The organism is Acidobacteriota bacterium, from assembly GCA_012517875.1.
Lineage (GTDB): Bacteria > Acidobacteriota > JAAYUB01 > JAAYUB01 > JAAYUB01 > JAAYUB01.
The window spans coordinates 106815-124151 of sequence record JAAYUB010000026.1 but is presented as its reverse complement, the minus strand read 5'-3'; the positions used below and the strand labels follow the sequence as shown (position 1 = coordinate 124151).

Here is a 17337-nt window from a genome sequence, read left to right as displayed (position 1 = left end):
CCGGTCGGGTTCGGCCCCTGGCTTCCGGAACAGCCAGATTAGCGAGCACCCCCACGCTGAGGAAATTTGCGGTTCATGCCCACCTCCTGCACACTATCTCGCTTTTGATTTTACTTTATCACAAAAACAGAAAAAATCAATCCCGCGGTGGACCATGGAGTCTCTCATAGGCGTTTTTTGACACGCCGTGCCGGGAGTGTTACCATCACCTTCGGGAACCGCATCATGTCGCAGCAAGTTGTTTTTCTAGTAAAAAATCTATACACCATGGAACGACTGGGCGTCATGCAGCTTTCCGCCCTGGCGCTCACTCAGGGGTGGCAGACTGACCTGATAATCGCCGACGGCTTGGATTATCAGCGATTACTGAACGCGGTCAGACGGATGAACCCGTCGGTTCTGGCGCTGAGCGTGATGAGTCCTGAGTACCCGCAGATGCGGGAGCTTGCGCGACGCCTCTATGCAGACACCGGCGTGTACATCCTGGTGGGCGGGCCGCACGCCACCTTTTTTCCGGACATCATCGAAGAACCGTTCATCCAAGCCGTAGCGTTCGGTGAGGGAGACATCAGTTTTCCCGCTTTCCTGGACCGTTTCTCACGGGGCGAAGACTATACCAGGACTGCCGGAATGCACTTCCGCGCCAAGGGCCAGGCGATCCGCAACGCCCCGGCGCCACTGGTCGAGGATCTTGATTCGCTGCCGTTTGCTGATCGTCGCATCATGGCCAAGGGGAATCCGCTTCTCGCCTCGAATCCCACCCACATTTTCATGGCCAGTCGCGGTTGCCCGAACGCCTGCACCTACTGTTTCAATCACACCTACAACCACATGTTCCGGTCGTGCGGCAAGCTGTTCCGTCGGCGGAGCGTTGATCATTTACTGCGCGAAATGGAAGCGGTCAAGGCTGAATTCGGGATGCGCTTTGCATATATCGACGATGACATTTTCACTTTCTGCAGCCCGGAGTGGTTGGCGGAATTTACCACCGAGTATCCCCGCCGCGTGGGTGTGCCGTTCATGGTGAACACTCACGCCAATTATATCAACGAGCACCAGATCGAACAGCTCCGAGACGCAGGGTGTACGGTGATCTGCTTCGGTATCGAGTGTGGCGACTCTGGAGTCGCCGGCGACCTGCTGAAACGCCACATCAAACCTGAGCAGTTATTAACGCTCAGCCGGCTTCTGCATCGCAACAAGATTCGGTTTATGACACAGAATATCTTGGCACTGCCTGTTCCTCATCCGTTGGCGGTGGATCTTCAGACCCTGGATTTAAACATCGCCTGTCGGCCCCAGTACGCCGTCGCGCATCTGTTCTATCCTTTGCCAGGAACTGAACTCGCCCGGTACACCGAGGCAGCAGGTTTCATCGGCGACTCGCCCACCGGGCTTCCGGAGCGTACCAACAGTTACAGTGCTTTGAATTTCCCCGATCCTCGGGAAAAACGACACGTGGAGCGCCTGCACAAACTGTTTGGAATCGTCGTATCGTTCCCCTGGTTACGCCCAGTGCTGCCGGTTCTTATTCGACTCCCGCTGGGTCCGTTTTATGCCCTCTTGTTCATGGCGTGGTACGGCTTTTCCATGCGTTTCCGCATGGAGAAGACCCGCAAGACAAGAGCTGAGCTCAGGTTCTTCATCAAGAGCCTGCTCCAGTCGCTGGCCTCTTTTCTAAAGAAACAGCCCACGCGAAGCTGAGCTTGTCGCACCGCATGACTGTTATGCCGCGCCCGCCTGAATGAAATTTGAGAACTTTGCCGGTCGGGCTCATCTTAACTGGTGGGAACACGAATTTGCTGATCGATGTTTTCCCGCTGGTATTGACAGGTTCCCTGCTGATTTTCTATGATAGAGTCGGAAGCCTTGAGGTGGGCCATGAACAAGAACATTGAGAAACTGGTACATGAGCTGAACGAGATTCTCAACCAGGTCATCCGCGAAAACAAGGAGCTCAAGGAGATCATCCGGAGCATTCACGCTCAAGGTTATAACGTTCAGATTTCATTCAACTCCGGCACGGGCGGTGAGGCCGGTGCCGTAGCCCGCACCGACAATGCCGATGCCGCTCTCGACGATAAATCCACGTTGAATTTGTCAAAAGATGACTACCTTTTTCTCAAATCAATAAAGATCGCAGTAGACGACTGATCCCCCGCAGCCTTCAGAAACGGGCTTTGCATTTTCAGAATAATTACAATATGGTGGAGTTTTAAATCTATCTCGTGACGTTGTGATTCACCGCCCCAGCACCAACGGTACTATCACCAGCACTGACAGCGAGATCACGATACACGCCCATAGATTCAGCCACCACCCGGTCTTGATCATCGTGGTGATCCGGACAGCACCTGATCCATAAATGATCGCGTTGGGTGGGGTTGCCACAGGAAACATGAACGCCATACTGCATCCGAGCGCACAGCCGAGGGCTGGTTCCACGGGGCTGACACCAGCGGTTTGAGCAGCACTGATGGCCAGCGGCACCAGCATGGTGGCGGTTGCCGTGTTGGAAACAACCTCGGTGAAAAACACAGCAAATGACGTGAACACGATGGTCAGGGCCACCAGAGAAGTGGCACCGCTGCCTTGCACCAGGGCCAAGCCGATCTTTTCAGCCAAGCCGGTTTTAAACATCATTCCACCCAGAGACAATCCACCTCCAAACAGGATCAGGGTTCCCCAATCTATACGGGCCACCTGAGCCCAAGTCAACGTGAATGTGCGCTGACTCCATTCAACCGGCAGGACAAACAGCAAGGTGGCTGCGACAATCGCAACGCCCCCTTCGGGCAGCATGCTTTGAAGACAGATGTAGGTCGGGTGGCTGGTACCGACGAACAACGCGCAGATGCCCGGCAGAAGCCAGAGGGTAACCGCTAGTCCAAACGCAACGGTCACATTGCGTTCACCTTTGCTCCAAGGCCCTGCTCCACAGCTGCCATCGGTCACATGCACATCCACCGAGGGTGACTCGGCCAACCCTGGAGAATGTAAAATCTTTATAATCAGTAACATGCCGACGAGCATCAACAGCGTGATCGGCAGGCAGATGGCCATCCAGGAAAAGAAGTCGATCCGCCTGTTCGCAAGATTATCAAGATAGCCAATGGCGATGAGGTTGGGCGGCGTCCCGATCGGCGTGCAGACCCCTCCGATGGACGCGGCATAGGCGCAACTCAGCAACAAGCCATTGGCCAACTTGGGTGTGCGGTGTTTAACTGCCAAAAGATCGGTCCCTAGACCTCTATGATTGATCGCTCCAAGTACTCCGATAGCCATTGGATAAAGCATCGCGGTCGTCACGCTGTTGGAAAGCCACATGGACAGACCGGCTGCGATCACGGCGAACGCGGCGGTCACCCGCAGTGGTCCGGCCCCCGTCCATCGGCTGCCGAGCACCCATCTTGCGATCCGCCTGTCCAGCCCGTGGACACTCATCCCCTCCGCAATCACAAAACCGCCCAGGAACAGAAAGATCACCGGATCAGCAAATGGGGCCATGGCTTCGCGGACAGATGCAACACCCAACAGGACCACCAGTACGGGCCCGAGCAGCGCAGTCACCGGCAACGGCACCGCTTCACAGATCCACCAGATCAGCACCCAGACCAAAACTGCAGTCAGATGCGCGCATGCGACGCTTAGACCTGCGGGGCTAAACACTTCCAAGAGGATGAAGCCTAGCGGCCCGAGGAGAAGTCCCGCCGTGCGGCGGTATCGCTCGAAACGCATTTCGAATGGACTGAGGTTGGTCTGGACTTCCGACAAGCTTGGTGATCGGGGCTCTTCGCTCATGATTCACATTCGTACCAGACGGCTGCGAAGCGCGCAAACGCAGTGCTAGCCTGATCGATACCCCTTGTCAACGCATTCTGACCATCAGAGATTGTATTTTTGGCGGACGGGCCCCATAGCGGTCTCGGCGCATTTTCCCATCAGGCAGCGACCATCCACCACCGCCCCCTCGCGCACATGAACCGACGCTCCGCACACCTGGCCGGTGACTGAAGCACCATTGAGCAATTCGAGGGAGCCGGATGCATAGACATCGCCCTCGACATGGCCGGCAAGCGACAGTTTCCTGCCCACCACCTGACCGCGAACCTTGCCTTCCGTGCCCATGATCAATTCGTCCTTGGCTACCAGCGTGCCTTCTAGAACACCGTCAAAACGAAGCGTGTTCTCCGAGAGCAGGTCACCCTTGATGTGGACATTCGGGCCGAGGTATCCGTCCAGCTCGCTCTTGTTTTTCATGTTCGCACCTTCAGTCCTGAACCCGGCTCAAGACCGTATATAATCGTTCCAATTCAGCAGACGAGCCGTAATGGATCACGATTTGACCGCCTCTCCCGCCCGCATGGATGCGCACCCGGGTTCCCAACCGCTGGCAGAGTTTTTCTTCAGCGGCGAGAACATGCGGGTCCGCCGCTGTTTTCACCCGGCTCCCTTTCTGCGTTTTGAGAAGTCGGCTGACCAACCGTTCCGCTTCTCTGGCGGAAAGATCCCTCTCGGTGATCACGCGAGCGATTTCCACCTGCAGCTTATTTCCCGGCAGAGAGAGAAGGGGGCGCGCCTGACCCGCGGTCAGTTGGCCGTGTTCCAACATGTCCTGAACCCCCTGAGGAAGCTGCAGCAACCGCAAGGCGTTGGTGATCGTTGGCCTGGCCTTACCCAATCGGCGAGCCAGCTCGTCCTGTTTGAGTTTTTGGTCTTGAATCAACAGGTGATACGCCCGCGCCTCCTCGATGGGATTCAGATCCTCACGCTGAATGTTCTCCAAGAGCGCCAGTTCCAACATCTTATCGTCGGGAACTTCCCGGACGACAACCGGAACTTTGGTCAAAGCGGCCGTTTGGGCCGCACGCCACCGCCGCTCCCCCGCGATGATCTCATACCGGTCTCCCCGGCGGCGGGCAATGATGGGCTGGACAATCCCGTTTTCGCGGATGGAGGCCGCCAACTCGTCCAGGGAATCCTGGCCGAAGCTCAGGCGAGGCTGTTTCGGGTTAGGATAGAGAAGATCGATGTCGACGGTCAAAGGCGCTCCATCCAACTCCACCGATGGGAGCAGGGCGTCCATGCCCTTACCGAGCACGCGTCTTTTCATTTTCCAGTATTTCCTTTGCCAGAGAGATATAAGCGTTGGCTCCGCGTGAGCGGGCATCGTATAAAATGATCGGTTTGCCAAAACTGGGTGCTTCGGCGAGACGGACATTCCGCGGAATGATGGTCCGGAAGACCTGGTCCCTGAAAAAATTGAGCAGATCGTTACGGACTTGGGTGGACAGATTGGTCCGTTCATCAAACATCGTCAACAACATGCCTTCGATGGCCAGATTCGGATTGAAATTCCGCCGGACTCGGATCAGCGTGTCCCACAATTCCGTCACCCCTTCAAGGGCAAAATATTCACACTGAATGGGTATCAATACCGAGTCCGCTGCCACCAGTCCGTTAATGGTCAACAGGTTGATCGCCGGCGGTGAGTCGATGAGGATGTAATCGTACTGGTCACGGATGCGATCCAACTGGCGTCGTAACAGATACTCCCGCTCGTCCATGTCAATGAGTTCGACAGGAGCCCCTGCCAGGTTCTTGTCAGCCGGAGCCAAGAAGAGATTGTCCAGCTCTGTGGCCTGGACAATGTTCTCGACCGGTTCTCCCATGACCAAGACATGGTACATGCTCTTGCGACCATTGCGTCGCGCGGACCCGAGCCCGCTGCTGCAGTTGGCTTGGGAATCACAGTCAACCACCAGCACTTTCAAACCCGCCAAGGAAAAGCATGCAGACAGGTTGATGGCTGTGGTCGTTTTGCCGACCCCGCCCTTTTGGTTGGCGATTGCGATGATCTTGCCCATAATTCGGTCCGCAGAATGCACAAATTTAGCACACCCCCCCCACCGAGGGAAAGCGAAAACTCCAGCCCGCGTTTCACGTGAAACATCAGCCGAGAATCCGGGCTAGCGTGACCGTCCGTCGCGGATCTACGGCCGATGTCTGCCGATCGACTACCGACAGGATCTCCCGGCCGGCGGTGAGAACCTGAGTCGCCGGGGATGCCTCCCCAGAAAACAGCAGCAGATGGGCGCCGGGGTGCCGGCGTAAAATCGAGACCAGGAGCGCGGGGGTGATCTCGAGCGCCCTGGCCATCCATAATATTCGTGCTTCCGCCGGGGCAACGAACGTCTCGAGCCGCGTCGCCGTCACCTCGAGATTGGTCAAGCCAAGCTCATGCTTGACCATTCTTAAAAACGCGCATTTCTTCTGCCGGGGTTCCATGGCGACAACCCAACGCGTCGGGTTGACCAGCGCCAGCGGCACGGCCACCAACCCATTGCCGGATCCGATGTCGATCGCCAGCTGCCAGTCGACAGGCGCCAAGACATCGAAGGCGGCAACCACCTCACCCAGGTGCTTGCGTCGGAAAGTCTCAGGATCTTTCTCGCCAACCAGCCGGATGCGCCGGTTCCAGTGATAGAGCAGCGACACATACTTGTCCAGCGGCCGGGGTTGGGGTTCCGGGTTATTCACCAGTAGTATCCTGATCTGCTGCGTGAGTCTCCATGTCCATGAAAACGCTCAGCGCTGACAAGGCGGCCGGCGTAATCCCTCGCATGTGTTCGGCGGCGAGCAGTGAGTCGGGCCGCATCCGTTTCAACCGTTCGCGCATTTCCCGCGAAAGCGAAGGAACGCGGTCGTAATCGAAATCCGCCGGGATGCGCCGCCCCAGCTTTTTCTCGAGCCGTTTCAAATCGTTCCGCTGCAAATCAATGTATCCGGCATACTTGAAATCGTGTTCGGCCTGGTCCAGGATCTCAAACGTCGCGTCGATTCCGTCGTGCGCAAGCAGCGGTGCCAGTTCGCGGAACCGGATTTCTGGCATCTTGATGATTTGGGCAAGCGCCCGGCCGGCCCCGATGGCTTTTTGTGTGTGCTCGGGTAGGTCTTCCACTGGATCCTTGGCGCGCGAGATGTGTTTGGTCCGCACATAATCCACCACCGACTCGAGCGTGGCGTACTTGCGGGTAAAGGCCTCCCAGCGGACATCGTCCACCAGACCGAGACGGCGGCCCAATGGGGTGAGACGCGCATCGGCGTTATCGATGCGGAACAGGAGGCGCAACTCCGCCCGCGATGTGAACATGCGATACGGCTCGTCCACCCCGTGATCGGTGAGATCCCGGATCAATATCCCTAGGTAGCCCAAAGACCGCTCGACCACAAACGGTTCGCTCCCATCGATCATCCGCGCGGCGTTGATGCCGGCAACAAGCCCCTGAGCCGCGGCTTCTTCATACCCGCTCGTGCCGTTGATTTGGCCGGCATGAAAGAGCCCCCCGATCCTCCGGCTTTCCAGTGAAGGCCACAGCTCGGTGGGTTGGATAAAGTCGTACTCTATGGCATACGCTGGCCGGATGATTTCGGCCCGTTCAAATCCTGGCAAAGCATGCAACATGCTGATCTGGACATCCAACGGCATACTGGAGGAAAAGCCGTTCAGGTATATCTCATGAGTATTCAAACCCTCCGGTTCAACGAAAAGCTGATGCCGGTCCTTGTCGGGGAATTTCACCACTTTGTCTTCGATCGACGGGCAGTAGCGCGGACCAATCCCCGTGATCTGACCGGAGTAAAGCGGCGAGCGGTGAATCTGTTCACGGATGATTCGGTGGACGCGGTCATCGGTATAGACGATGTGACAACACGTTTGTGGCAAGATGACGGATGAGGTTTGAAACGACAGAAAGGTCGGCGTTTCATCCCCCCTCTGAATCGTCAGCCGGCTGTAATCAACAGTCCGTCCATCAATGCGCGGAGGGGTCCCGGTCTTGAGCCGTTCGCATGAATAGCCCAACCGGCGCAGACTGCCCGCAAGGGCTATCGAAGGCGGCTCGCCCGCCCGGCCTGCAGGGATCTGGCGCGGGCCGATGTGAATGATACCATTGAGAAAAGTCCCGGTTGTGAGAACCACGGCCCTGGCCCGATACCACCGCTCGTCATGGAGCACAACCCCCGTGGCACAGTCGCCCCGAACCGTGATCTCGACGACTTCCCCCTGAATCAGGTGAAGATCGGGCACGCTCTCCAGTGCACGTTTCATCTCCTGCCGATAGCCGTCCCGGTCCGATTGAGTCCGGGGACTCTGAACTGCCGGTCCCCGCCGCCGGTTCAACAGGCGAAACTGGATGCCAGTTCGGTCGGCGATTATGCCCTGTAATCCGCCCAATGCATCAATCTCACGGACCAGGTGCCCCTTGGCAACCCCCCCGATTGCCGGATTGCAGGACATTGACGCCATCAGGTTGAGGTTGGGCGTAATCAAAGCGGTTCGGGCGCCTAGACGTGCTGCCGCGTGGGCCGCTTCACAGCCGGCGTGGCCCGCCCCGATCACGATGACATCGAAAACGCCCGCCTCGACCGCCACGGGATACCGCCGTTTACTTCTTTTTCACTGGCGGAATCGGTTCTTGAAACAGCGCCTCGGCCAGGCCGACGTTGAAATTGACCTCGGAGTACTCCACCAGTCCGGTGTTGCTTTCCCGGGTAAAAAATTCGACTCGATGGGGTGCCATCACCCCGCTGGAGCGGAACCAGCGGAAGAACATCTCCGACTTGGGAAGGACAATTCCATCCTCATTGCGGTCCTGATATTCTACTTTGACCGGTAGCGGGGCACCTTCCTCAAAAAAAACCGTGACCGTGTAATTCTCCGCGTCGATGAATTCCAATGCTTCCATGGGTTTGACTGTTTCAATTTCGGAGGAACTGTAGTACAGCACCTTCATCCCGTCTTCCTGCCAGCGGCGTCGAAAAATGTTATAGATGTTCCTTTTTTCCGACTGCCGGAACCGTCTCATTTCTTCTTCAGTTTTGGGTTTGACTCGTCCGTATTCGTAAGTCCAGCCCTTACCGAGTTCCAGGTTGAAGATGTCCGCCAAAGCTTCGTGCTGCTTTTCCAGCTCGGTGCGGGATTTGCCTTCCCAGCGATAATATTCCCAAAATTTCGTCCACGATTGACCGTCACGCTTTATGATGAAAATTCGCCCGTGACCATACATATCTTTCCAGGTCAGAAATTTTTCGCCACCGAGCGCCTGAATGGTTCGCTGAATCATTCCCTGCGCGCGGTTATCATCGGCGACCCGGCCCCAGACTCCGGACGACATCAAAATCATCAACAGGAACAGCCACGCTTTGTTTGGCATCGCACACTCCTCATCATGCTCACAATCAGGGATTCGTATTATGCCCGGATCGTTTCAATGTCTGACAATATATCACGAACGATCGAGCGCTAGCCGTTGTTCGACTGTTGGCGAAAGTAGGAGCGGCAAGCGTCGACATCGCATCGGATTTGGGTGATGAGCTCTGTCAGCGTCGGAAAGCTGCTTTCGAATCTGATCATTCGGTGAAAATTCACCCGGACCGCGCAGCCGTATAGATTGTCCGTATAATCAAACAAGTGGATCTCCAGGACGCGCTTTCGACAAGACAACGGTGCGCCGGTCTGAATGGTGGGCCGTATACCCAGGTTGGCCGCGCCTTCCCATTTCTTGCCGCCCGTCAGCAACGTGGTTGCGAAAACCCCGCTCGGCAAAAGCAGATTGATCAGCGATTCCACGTTGGCGGTCGGAAAGCCGATCTTTTTGCCGATTTGTAAGCCACAGACCACCTGGCCGTCTACGGCATAAGGGCGTCCCAATAGCTGGTTGGCTGTCTCCAACTCACCGGCCATCAGCAAGTTGCGGATCCGGGTACTGGAGACCACTTCACCCGCCACTTCCGTTTCTACCGCAGGGATCACGTCGAAACCGAAGTCAGCACCCATCTTACGAAGAAGCTTCGTGTTGCCCCGACGGTCGCGGCCAAAGCTGAATTGGGCGCCGATTACCACCGCGGACATGCTTAATTGACGGACCAGGATATCCCTGACGAATTCTTCAGCGGATAAACCAGACAGCTCGCGGTTGAATGGATAGACTACGACTCCGTCCAAACAGGCGGTCGCAAATACCTCCAGTTTTTGTTCCAGTGTCTGAATGAGTGCCGGACAACGATCCGGTGCCAGTACGGCCAGCGGGTGCGGATGAAAGGTCACCAAAACCGCCTCCACCTTTCTGCGGTCAGCCTCCTGGCGCATCAGTCGAAGCAGGTTCAGGTGCCCCGCGTGCACCCCATCGAAGTTTCCAATGGTCACAACCGGGCGGCGAAACGCCCCGGTCATCTGGTGGATTTCCCGGATGATCCTCATGAACGCTTGGTTCCGCTGTCGCTTTTTTCGACGAAACGGAGTTGCAAATCGGCAAGGAGTCCGCTGAGCAGGTGTTCTTCCTCGGCGGTCAGATTACCGCGGGTCTTCTCCCGCAGAACAGCGAGTGAGTCGATAAACAGTTTGGCTACCGGCAAGTTGAGTTGTGTCTGGCCGGTGGAAGGATCCGGCACGTCACCCAGAAAGGCGAGGGCCGGCATGGCCAGGTTGTTCAGGATAAAATTGAAATCCGCAGCCGGTCGGTTGCTGGATGTCGTATCTTCTTTTGCTGCGGTGCCCGAGGACGGATCGATCCCCCCGTCCCTCCTCGCGGCCTCATCACGGATGCCTCCCTCTTCGGTGACTTTGCGTCTGTCCACAACTTGGAAATCGTCAGGTTTCCCTTTATTATCCATCATCGCTGTCTCCAATGCTCAGAGTTCTCTAGCTGTTCAGTGTATCATCAATGAGTGCGCATATACAATCTTGCTGGGGAATGGTGATCAGCGCACAATCGATGACAAGACCATCCGGACGACCAAGATGCAGATCAGAATCACCAGACACAACAAACAGACGAGATCCTGCCCCGCCGACTCAACCGCGGCTACCCGGATCGGACGGGGAAAACCAAACAACACATAAGCCCCCCAATGGCGGGGATTTTGGAACACGGGATCCCGACGCATCCATCGGCGAGCTTCGCAAAGGGCGATGGCCACCTGACCTGAATGTTGGGGCAGTTCCAGATAAAACCGCTCCATGAAGGCTGCCGCGGATCTGTCGTGCACGGGCCACAGAGTCAGGAGAACTGCCCGGCTTCCTGACGCCAGCAGCGCCCGCCCCAGACTGACGTTGCCATCCCCGGGAAACACCCGACCTCGCCCGGACGAGCACCCCGACAGTACCACCAAATTGGCCTGCCATCGCGCCGCCTGTAATTCCGACAAGGAGATGCTGACTGTCTGTTCCCCCTGAGCATAAAAATAGATGCGACTTTCCCACGGAACCGTTTCATCGGTTTTGATGTGGGTTGCCACATGAATGATGTCCCAAGGCTGTCCGGCCTGATTGTTCTGGCCGATTCCGCGAGCGAATTCTCTCCCCGCAATCAACCTGAAGTGGGGCCATCGCAGCGTTCGTGCCGCGTCGCGTACTTCCCGCTCTGCCCAAGGCAATCCCGGTCGGCCAGCGGCTCCTGATGAAAATCCATGAATACCTAGAAAACCGCCGCCCGGAGAACAATCAATTTCGGTGCTGCCGCCTACAGCCAGAAAACGCCACGCCGGCAGGTAGGTGACCGGCCATTGTTCCCCAACTCGAAGTCGGCGCCCGTCCTGCAAGATGACTGGCAATAATTCAACCGGTAGGCGGTACAGGCAACCGTCCGGCAAGATGAATAATTCTCGGTAGCGCTGGAGTTCGGGAACAGTATCCCGCACAAACAGTAGCTCGGCCAATGAACGGCGAGCCGCTTCGGCTTCAGGTTGATCTCCTTCGGCGGCTTTCACTATTTCTTGAAATCGGCCCGCTGGTGCCATCTTCTCCAAACGGGCATCGCGGCCGTTGAGCTGCAGCCGGTAGACAGCCTCCACCCCTTGAAAGATCACCAGCGCCAGCGCCGATCGCTTTCTCAACCAGGTCTGGACAGTCGCCAGTGAAATTCCTGACGCTGATTGCGTATGGGTCGGATGCCGATCGACCATCTCACGAAACAGCACCCGAGCCCGGTATGACTCGAGCAGGCGGAACACCTCCGCTTCGTTCCGGCCTGGCGGGGATGTCCGCTGCATCAACTCGAGCAGGCTCGCCAAAGACGCCTCAACGACTTCGTCACAATTTTCCAGATAATGAAGCTGAACCTCGGCACCCCCACAGTTCTGCTCCAGGCGGTCAAATTCGATCATGGTGCGTCGAAAGCACTCCAGCGCCGCCTCGTGCCGCCCTTGTCCAGCCAGTGCCTTACCCTGAAAAAAACACATCTCCCAGGCCATGGCGCGGTAGCCTGCGTCCTGAAGCTCCGCAGCCAGAGAACCGAACGCGTTCTCCGCTTCAGCCAGCCGGCCTTCGGCATACAGTAGATGGGCCGTGACTCCCCGGATCATATAATTCCCGAGCGGGGATGGTTGTCGGGCTTCCCAGCGGCGGGCATTCCGCACGGAGATTCGCGCTGCCTCGACGTGCTGTTTGGCCAGCTGGGCGATGGCCAGATTGCCGGCGATCTGCCCCGCCCGCGCCCATTCGCCCGCTTCTTTGGCTGCAGCGATGGCATGCCGGTAGCACTGTTCCGCCTTCTCCCACTGTCTTTTTCGGGCGAAAATATTGCCCAAATTGCCTTGTGCCAAAGCAACCAGCGCCGGCGCCGAACCGCTAGTCTCTGTCCTTAAAACCGTTTCATAATCCTCTCTGGCCCCTTCCAGAATGTTCAAACGCTCCCGCAAGGCACCTCGATTCAAGCGCACCAGAGCGGCGGATGTCTGATCGTGCCGCGACTCGTAGTACTCCAAGCCTGATTCATAACATTGCAACGCTTCAGTGGAGCGGCCGAGTTCGTCCAGCACGAACCCCTGGTTCACCATGGCTGCGGCGTGGATGCGATCTTGGAGGTCCCGTTCCGATGCGAGGGCCGCTCCGAACAATGATGCCGCTTCCACCACACGCCCTTGCCGTACCCGCAGCATGGCCCGCACACAGTCCCGTCGACGGCGTACGGACGGCAAGGGAAATTTCTCCAGACTCCGTGATGCCGCATCCAATTGGTGCTCTGCTGCTTCATCATCACCGTCAGACAGCGCAATCTGCGCCAACAGGATCCTGCCTTCCGCCGCGCGCCACTGGTCGCCGATTGCTGTCGCCACCTCAACCGTCCGCCAAGCGGCGCGTCGGGCCGCGCCTAAACGCTCATTTTGGAGCAAGATCTCCGCACGCGCTGCGAGCGCGTCCAGCTGCCGGATTGATATCGGTCGGGTGATCGCCGGCAGACGAGACATCGCAGCCGTGCCATCAAAATAGTCGCGGGCCAGGCTGGCGTACGGATTCGCTGTCGGCCCAAGATGCCGCAGGAGCAATCGCACCTGTTCCGATGCCGGCGGCGTGAGCTGCCGGACCAGCTCATAATCCCAGTAGAAAAATTCCGGAGTCGTTGTCGCAAACGCCACCAGTCTTTCGGGTGATCGTGGAGCGGCACAGAGCAGTCCGCGGTGCAACCCAACGAGTGTCGCGTCTGCCGGACTCAGTTCTCCCCGCAGGTCCTTTTCCGATCTGGCTTCCAATTCAGCCATCAGACGACTAGCCCGATGAGCCGTTTCAGGATGGCGGATCCATGTGGACAGAAGGCGGATCGCCTCAGCGTGTTCACCGCAAAGCGCATGCTCAAGCGCGGCGGCTTCAGCTATCCGGAGGCCCGAGGTTTCACGTGAAACCTGATGCCCCGCTGCAAACCCCGCACCGAACACGAGAACCACGCAGACAGCCCGCCGCAGCCCGCTGGACAGCATCGGGTTGCGCCGCAAGACACCCTCCCCACAAAGCATCCCGGCTTAAGGAATCAGTTTGTAACCCGTCCCGTATACGGTGATCAAATGTTGAGGATTTTTCTGATCTGTTTCAATCTTTTTTCGAAGCTTGGCGATGAAATTATCGACAGCCCGGTTGGTGGGATCGGCCGCCATACCCCAGACCTTCTGAAAAATCGCATCTCGGGAGACCGGCTGGTTTTGGTGTTGATGGAGGAGCTTGAGTATTTCCACTTCGTAATAGGTGAGCGGGATGTGCTCCTGGCCGGATCGCAGATCGAAGGTGTTACAGTCCACCCAATAGGAACCGATTTGAAATTTCTGGGTGTCGGTCTCCGGAGCCTGGCTGCGGCGGAGCAGCGCTTTGACGCGCGCCAGCAATTGTGCCACCGAAAAGGGCTTGGTTACATAGTCGTCCACACCTGCTTCGAATCCCCGGATGACATCATGTTCCTGGCCGCGGGCTGTGAGCATGAGGATTGGCACACGGCTGTTCTCTGATCTGACTTGTCGGCACACTTCATACCCGTCCATGTCGGGCAACATGAGATCCAGTACGATCAGATTGGGTTCCAGCGACTTGATGAGTCGCAGTCCGGATGCTCCATCCTCGGCGAGGATGACCCGATGACTCTCAAATTCCAGCAGGTCTTTGAGCCCGCGGGCCATTTCCAATTCGTCTTCAACAATTAGGATTGTGGCCATCTGTATCGCGGCTATTGGTTGTAGTTTTATAATGTAATAGCCCGACAGGCATTTGTCAATTTCCATTGACCGGTGGCGTGCATGCTGATTCCTCCGTCTCGACGGCAACGTGCCTGCCGGAACTCACTCTGTGCCCGATGGCGACGCCGAAATCGGCAGGTCACTAGACTGCACTACACCCAACCGATTTTCGGGCACCCAACCATTCCAGCCGTTGGGCAAGACCACCTGCCACCAGCCTTCTGTCCGAGCGACCAGTTCAACAACCAATCCTTCGTGAACGGTAAAAAGCACCGGATTGTCCTGCGACGGACCACTCCGGACGTCTTGTTGCCGGGCCAGAATCACCCCCTCCGAAACGGACGAATCGCGCACCACAACTCCCCAGAGGAGGATTGCCGATGCGATGCCGAGCAATAGCGAAGCGGCGAATATCCAGCACGCGGTACGGCGATGCGGCAGATCGCGTACCCGAAGTGCGTACCATCCCGCAAGGCAAATGGCAACGAACGCACCCAACATCAAACCGCTTACCCCGTTAACCCCCAACCACGAGACCAGGACGTCACGAATAATTTGGGGCACCCCGGGCGGATTTTGCGGCACCTTGTCAATGGTTAAACTATTGATATAGCTGATATTATGGCTTGCGTCGGCGTGGCCGGGATTCAACCACAAGGTCCGTTGAAAATACAACACGGCTTCACCCAGGCGGTGTCGTCGGAAAGCGGCGCAACCAAGATTGTAATACAATTCAGCGTTTCCCGGCGTTGCGTGCGCCGCCTGGCGCCAGGCACGATCCGCGGCATCATACTGACCGCTGCCATAGAGATGAACACCCATGCTGGCGGGTGTTTCGGATGGCACAGTCGCCGCCACCCATCCGACCAGCAGCCCCACGATCAGCCACGCAAACGCCACAATCGGCTTCATGGCTGACCTCCTTCCATAATCCGTATCAGCCGTTCGAGCCGCGCCAGGAGTTCCTTGGGCCGGAACGTTTCTGCCACTGCCGGAGCGTAGCGATAGCATTCACACTGTTGGAGTATGTCCAACAGATCGGCGGTGGTGGCTTCACTGACCTGGTGTGCCGACAGCACCTGCCGAAGCCGGGCGCCCGTCAACTCAAGACTGTTGACACCGAACCGGGCCTGAAGATAGTTCTGGAGCAGTCGATAGACCCCGGTAAACAACTCCGCGGAGAGCCCTTTCCGACCAAGTGCGGAACAGGCGCGGAGATCCCGGCGTGCCTGTACCGCTGCTCGGGAACGCGCCCAGCTGCGCCGGTCGCGACTGAGATATCGGCGCCGTTCATCGATGACGACAGCCCCCAGTGTCACGATCGTAAGAACACCGAATATCGCCAGAAACCAAGGGCGGCGATACAGCCGCCCCGGCGGGGTTTGCTCGAGTGCGGGTCCTGTATGAATATGTCGGATATCCCGGCCCTTCATCTGAATTGGCATGGTGAATCCACCGGTATTGCCCGCACCAGTCCCGGTCACTCGTTCGCCTGTGGCGTTTAACCGCATGGCTGGAGGGGTCACGGACCGGTAGGTTCGTGATTCCGGATCGAAGAAGGACAGCGCAGGGACAGACAGCTCGAAGACGCCGGATTCAAGAGGAATCACCACAAATTCCCAGGTTCGGCTTCCACGCAGTGTGCCGCCTTCCAGGCGGATGTTGTCTTGAACTTTGGGTGCATAGATTTTGCATCCCGGCGTTTCCGTCAACCGTTGCTCGGGGATGTTGCGCAGGTTGCCCTCCCCCTGCACGGTCAGTCGTACGGTGGCCGCCTCTCCCGTTGCAACCGCTGATTTGTCCAAGTCGGCCTGAATCTCGTACCGGCCACACAATCCGTGAAAAGTGGCCGGCCGGCCGGCCCGGGGAAAGTCGCTCACGTCAATCGTGATGGAGTTCGTGCGGCGGAGTACGACCTGGCGTCGGGTCATTCCGAAAAATGACTGCGTCGGCGTTTCCACCAGAATTCTGAGGATCCACGGGTCCGCGTCAAACCGCCCCGGCCGCAAAGGAAACAGCACCCAGCGGCGGAGCACCTGCGTGTTGTACACCCGGCTGTCGTGTTCCCTTCGGCCCACGCGGTTTGGATCTCGGGGGTCAAGCTCAACGGTCTCCACCCAAAACCCCTCGAATTTGCCCTCTTTTTCCAGATCGGCGCCGCCGATTCGGACCCGGTAATACAACACCAAATCCAGCGGAACAGGCTGACCGACGCAGACGGTGCGGACCGGGCTTTCCAAACGGAGCAACAGGTCATCTCCCGGATCAACCGGTGCACCGGCTTCGGCATCCGAGTCGAATGGATCCAGCGTGCCAAAAGGCGATCGTGTGCCCGGACTGGATGGCAACACGCTGCCGGCCACTACTTCCACGGGTATCGGATCGGTCCTGGTCACCTGCCCGTCCAGCCGGATCTTCACGGACGGCAATTCCAGGCCGCCAGTCTTGAGTGGCATGAACGTGAAAGCGATCACTTTGGTGAAAGACGCACTGCCGTTGACGAAGCGGAATTGCGTGGAGACATTCGGTCCGCCAATCAGCCGGAAATCCCGCGCAGACGGCTTCTCCACGATCTCCGCCCCGGCAGCGTCCGAGCCGTCGATGGTAATCTCCAGTGTGACCGTATTCTCCAGACCGATCCGGTCGGCACTCGCCGCAGCCCGGACTTTCCCTCCTTCGCCCCGCGCCAGCCCGCCCATCGCGTTCAAAACGACCAAGCCCGTCAGCAGGCCAGCTAAGCCAACCGAGTACCGACGATGCAGATTCTCAATGGTCACCGATTGCGCCTCACCCTCTGAATGTATGCCGCCAGTTTGCTCCGCGCGCGTTGCGTCTGAC

General features: G+C 57.7%; 15 protein-coding genes. 2 read left to right on the top strand and 13 right to left on the bottom strand.

Annotation, left to right across the window (positions count from 1 at the left end):
• Positions 1-225: 225 nt before the first annotated feature.
• Together GX414_04020 and GX414_04015 are read left to right on the top strand one after the other, a co-directional pair.
• Positions 226-1704: a radical SAM protein gene (locus GX414_04020; protein ID NLI46253.1), complete on the top strand. Its 1479-nt coding sequence runs from the start codon at positions 226-228 to the stop codon at positions 1702-1704.
• 177 nt (positions 1705-1881) lie between these two features.
• Positions 1882-2154 (top strand): hypothetical protein, encoded by a 273-nt coding sequence (locus tag GX414_04015; protein NLI46252.1) that lies wholly within the window; start codon positions 1882-1884, stop codon positions 2152-2154.
• Between the two features lie 87 nt (positions 2155-2241).
• On the opposite strand, the gene GX414_04010 is transcribed toward GX414_04015, so the two are convergent.
• From GX414_04010 to GX414_03950, 13 genes are all read right to left on the bottom strand, one after another.
• On the bottom strand, positions 2242-3801 hold the full coding sequence (locus GX414_04010; GenBank protein NLI46251.1) for an SLC13/DASS family transporter: 1560 nt from the start codon (positions 3799-3801) through the stop codon (positions 2242-2244).
• Between the two features lie 84 nt (positions 3802-3885).
• Positions 3886-4260, bottom strand: a complete 375-nt coding sequence (locus GX414_04005; GenBank protein NLI46250.1) for a polymer-forming cytoskeletal protein — start codon at positions 4258-4260, stop codon at positions 3886-3888.
• Between the two features lie 10 nt (positions 4261-4270).
• Entirely contained in the window at positions 4271-5113 is an 843-nt protein-coding gene (locus GX414_04000; protein NLI46249.1) for a ParB/RepB/Spo0J family partition protein, read from the bottom strand.
• Entirely contained in the window at positions 5091-5867 is a 777-nt protein-coding gene (locus GX414_03995) for a ParA family protein (GenBank protein ID NLI46248.1), read from the bottom strand. The genes GX414_04000 and GX414_03995 overlap by 23 nt, the downstream gene beginning before the upstream one ends.
• A gap of 85 nt (positions 5868-5952) precedes the next feature.
• Positions 5953-6540, bottom strand: coding sequence for a hypothetical protein (locus GX414_03990; GenBank protein ID NLI46247.1), 588 nt, complete (start codon positions 6538-6540; stop codon positions 5953-5955).
• Positions 6533-8434 carry a tRNA uridine-5-carboxymethylaminomethyl(34) synthesis enzyme MnmG gene (mnmG, locus tag GX414_03985; protein NLI46246.1) on the bottom strand — a complete coding sequence of 634 codons (1902 nt, stop codon included), beginning with the start codon at positions 8432-8434 and terminating at the stop codon, positions 6533-6535. Before mnmG ends, GX414_03990 begins: the two co-directional genes overlap by 8 nt.
• A gap of 13 nt (positions 8435-8447) precedes the next feature.
• Entirely contained in the window at positions 8448-9215 is a 768-nt protein-coding gene (locus GX414_03980; GenBank protein ID NLI46245.1) for a hypothetical protein, read from the bottom strand.
• A gap of 89 nt (positions 9216-9304) precedes the next feature.
• Positions 9305-10261: a bifunctional riboflavin kinase/FAD synthetase gene (locus GX414_03975; GenBank protein NLI46244.1), complete on the bottom strand. Its 957-nt coding sequence runs from the start codon at positions 10259-10261 to the stop codon at positions 9305-9307.
• Positions 10258-10674: a DUF1844 domain-containing protein gene (locus GX414_03970; protein ID NLI46243.1), complete on the bottom strand. Its 417-nt coding sequence runs from the start codon at positions 10672-10674 to the stop codon at positions 10258-10260. Before GX414_03970 ends, GX414_03975 begins: the two co-directional genes overlap by 4 nt.
• A gap of 87 nt (positions 10675-10761) precedes the next feature.
• On the bottom strand, positions 10762-13770 hold the full coding sequence (locus tag GX414_03965; protein NLI46242.1) for a CHAT domain-containing protein: 3009 nt from the start codon (positions 13768-13770) through the stop codon (positions 10762-10764).
• Between the two features lie 27 nt (positions 13771-13797).
• On the bottom strand, positions 13798-14478 hold the full coding sequence (locus tag GX414_03960; GenBank protein ID NLI46241.1) for a response regulator transcription factor: 681 nt from the start codon (positions 14476-14478) through the stop codon (positions 13798-13800).
• Between the two features lie 123 nt (positions 14479-14601).
• Entirely contained in the window at positions 14602-15411 is an 810-nt protein-coding gene (locus GX414_03955) for an SH3 domain-containing protein (GenBank protein NLI46240.1), read from the bottom strand.
• Positions 15408-17276 (bottom strand): protein BatD, encoded by a 1869-nt coding sequence (locus GX414_03950; GenBank protein ID NLI46239.1) that lies wholly within the window; start codon positions 17274-17276, stop codon positions 15408-15410. Before GX414_03950 ends, GX414_03955 begins: the two co-directional genes overlap by 4 nt.
• Positions 17277-17337 lie beyond the last annotated feature (61 nt).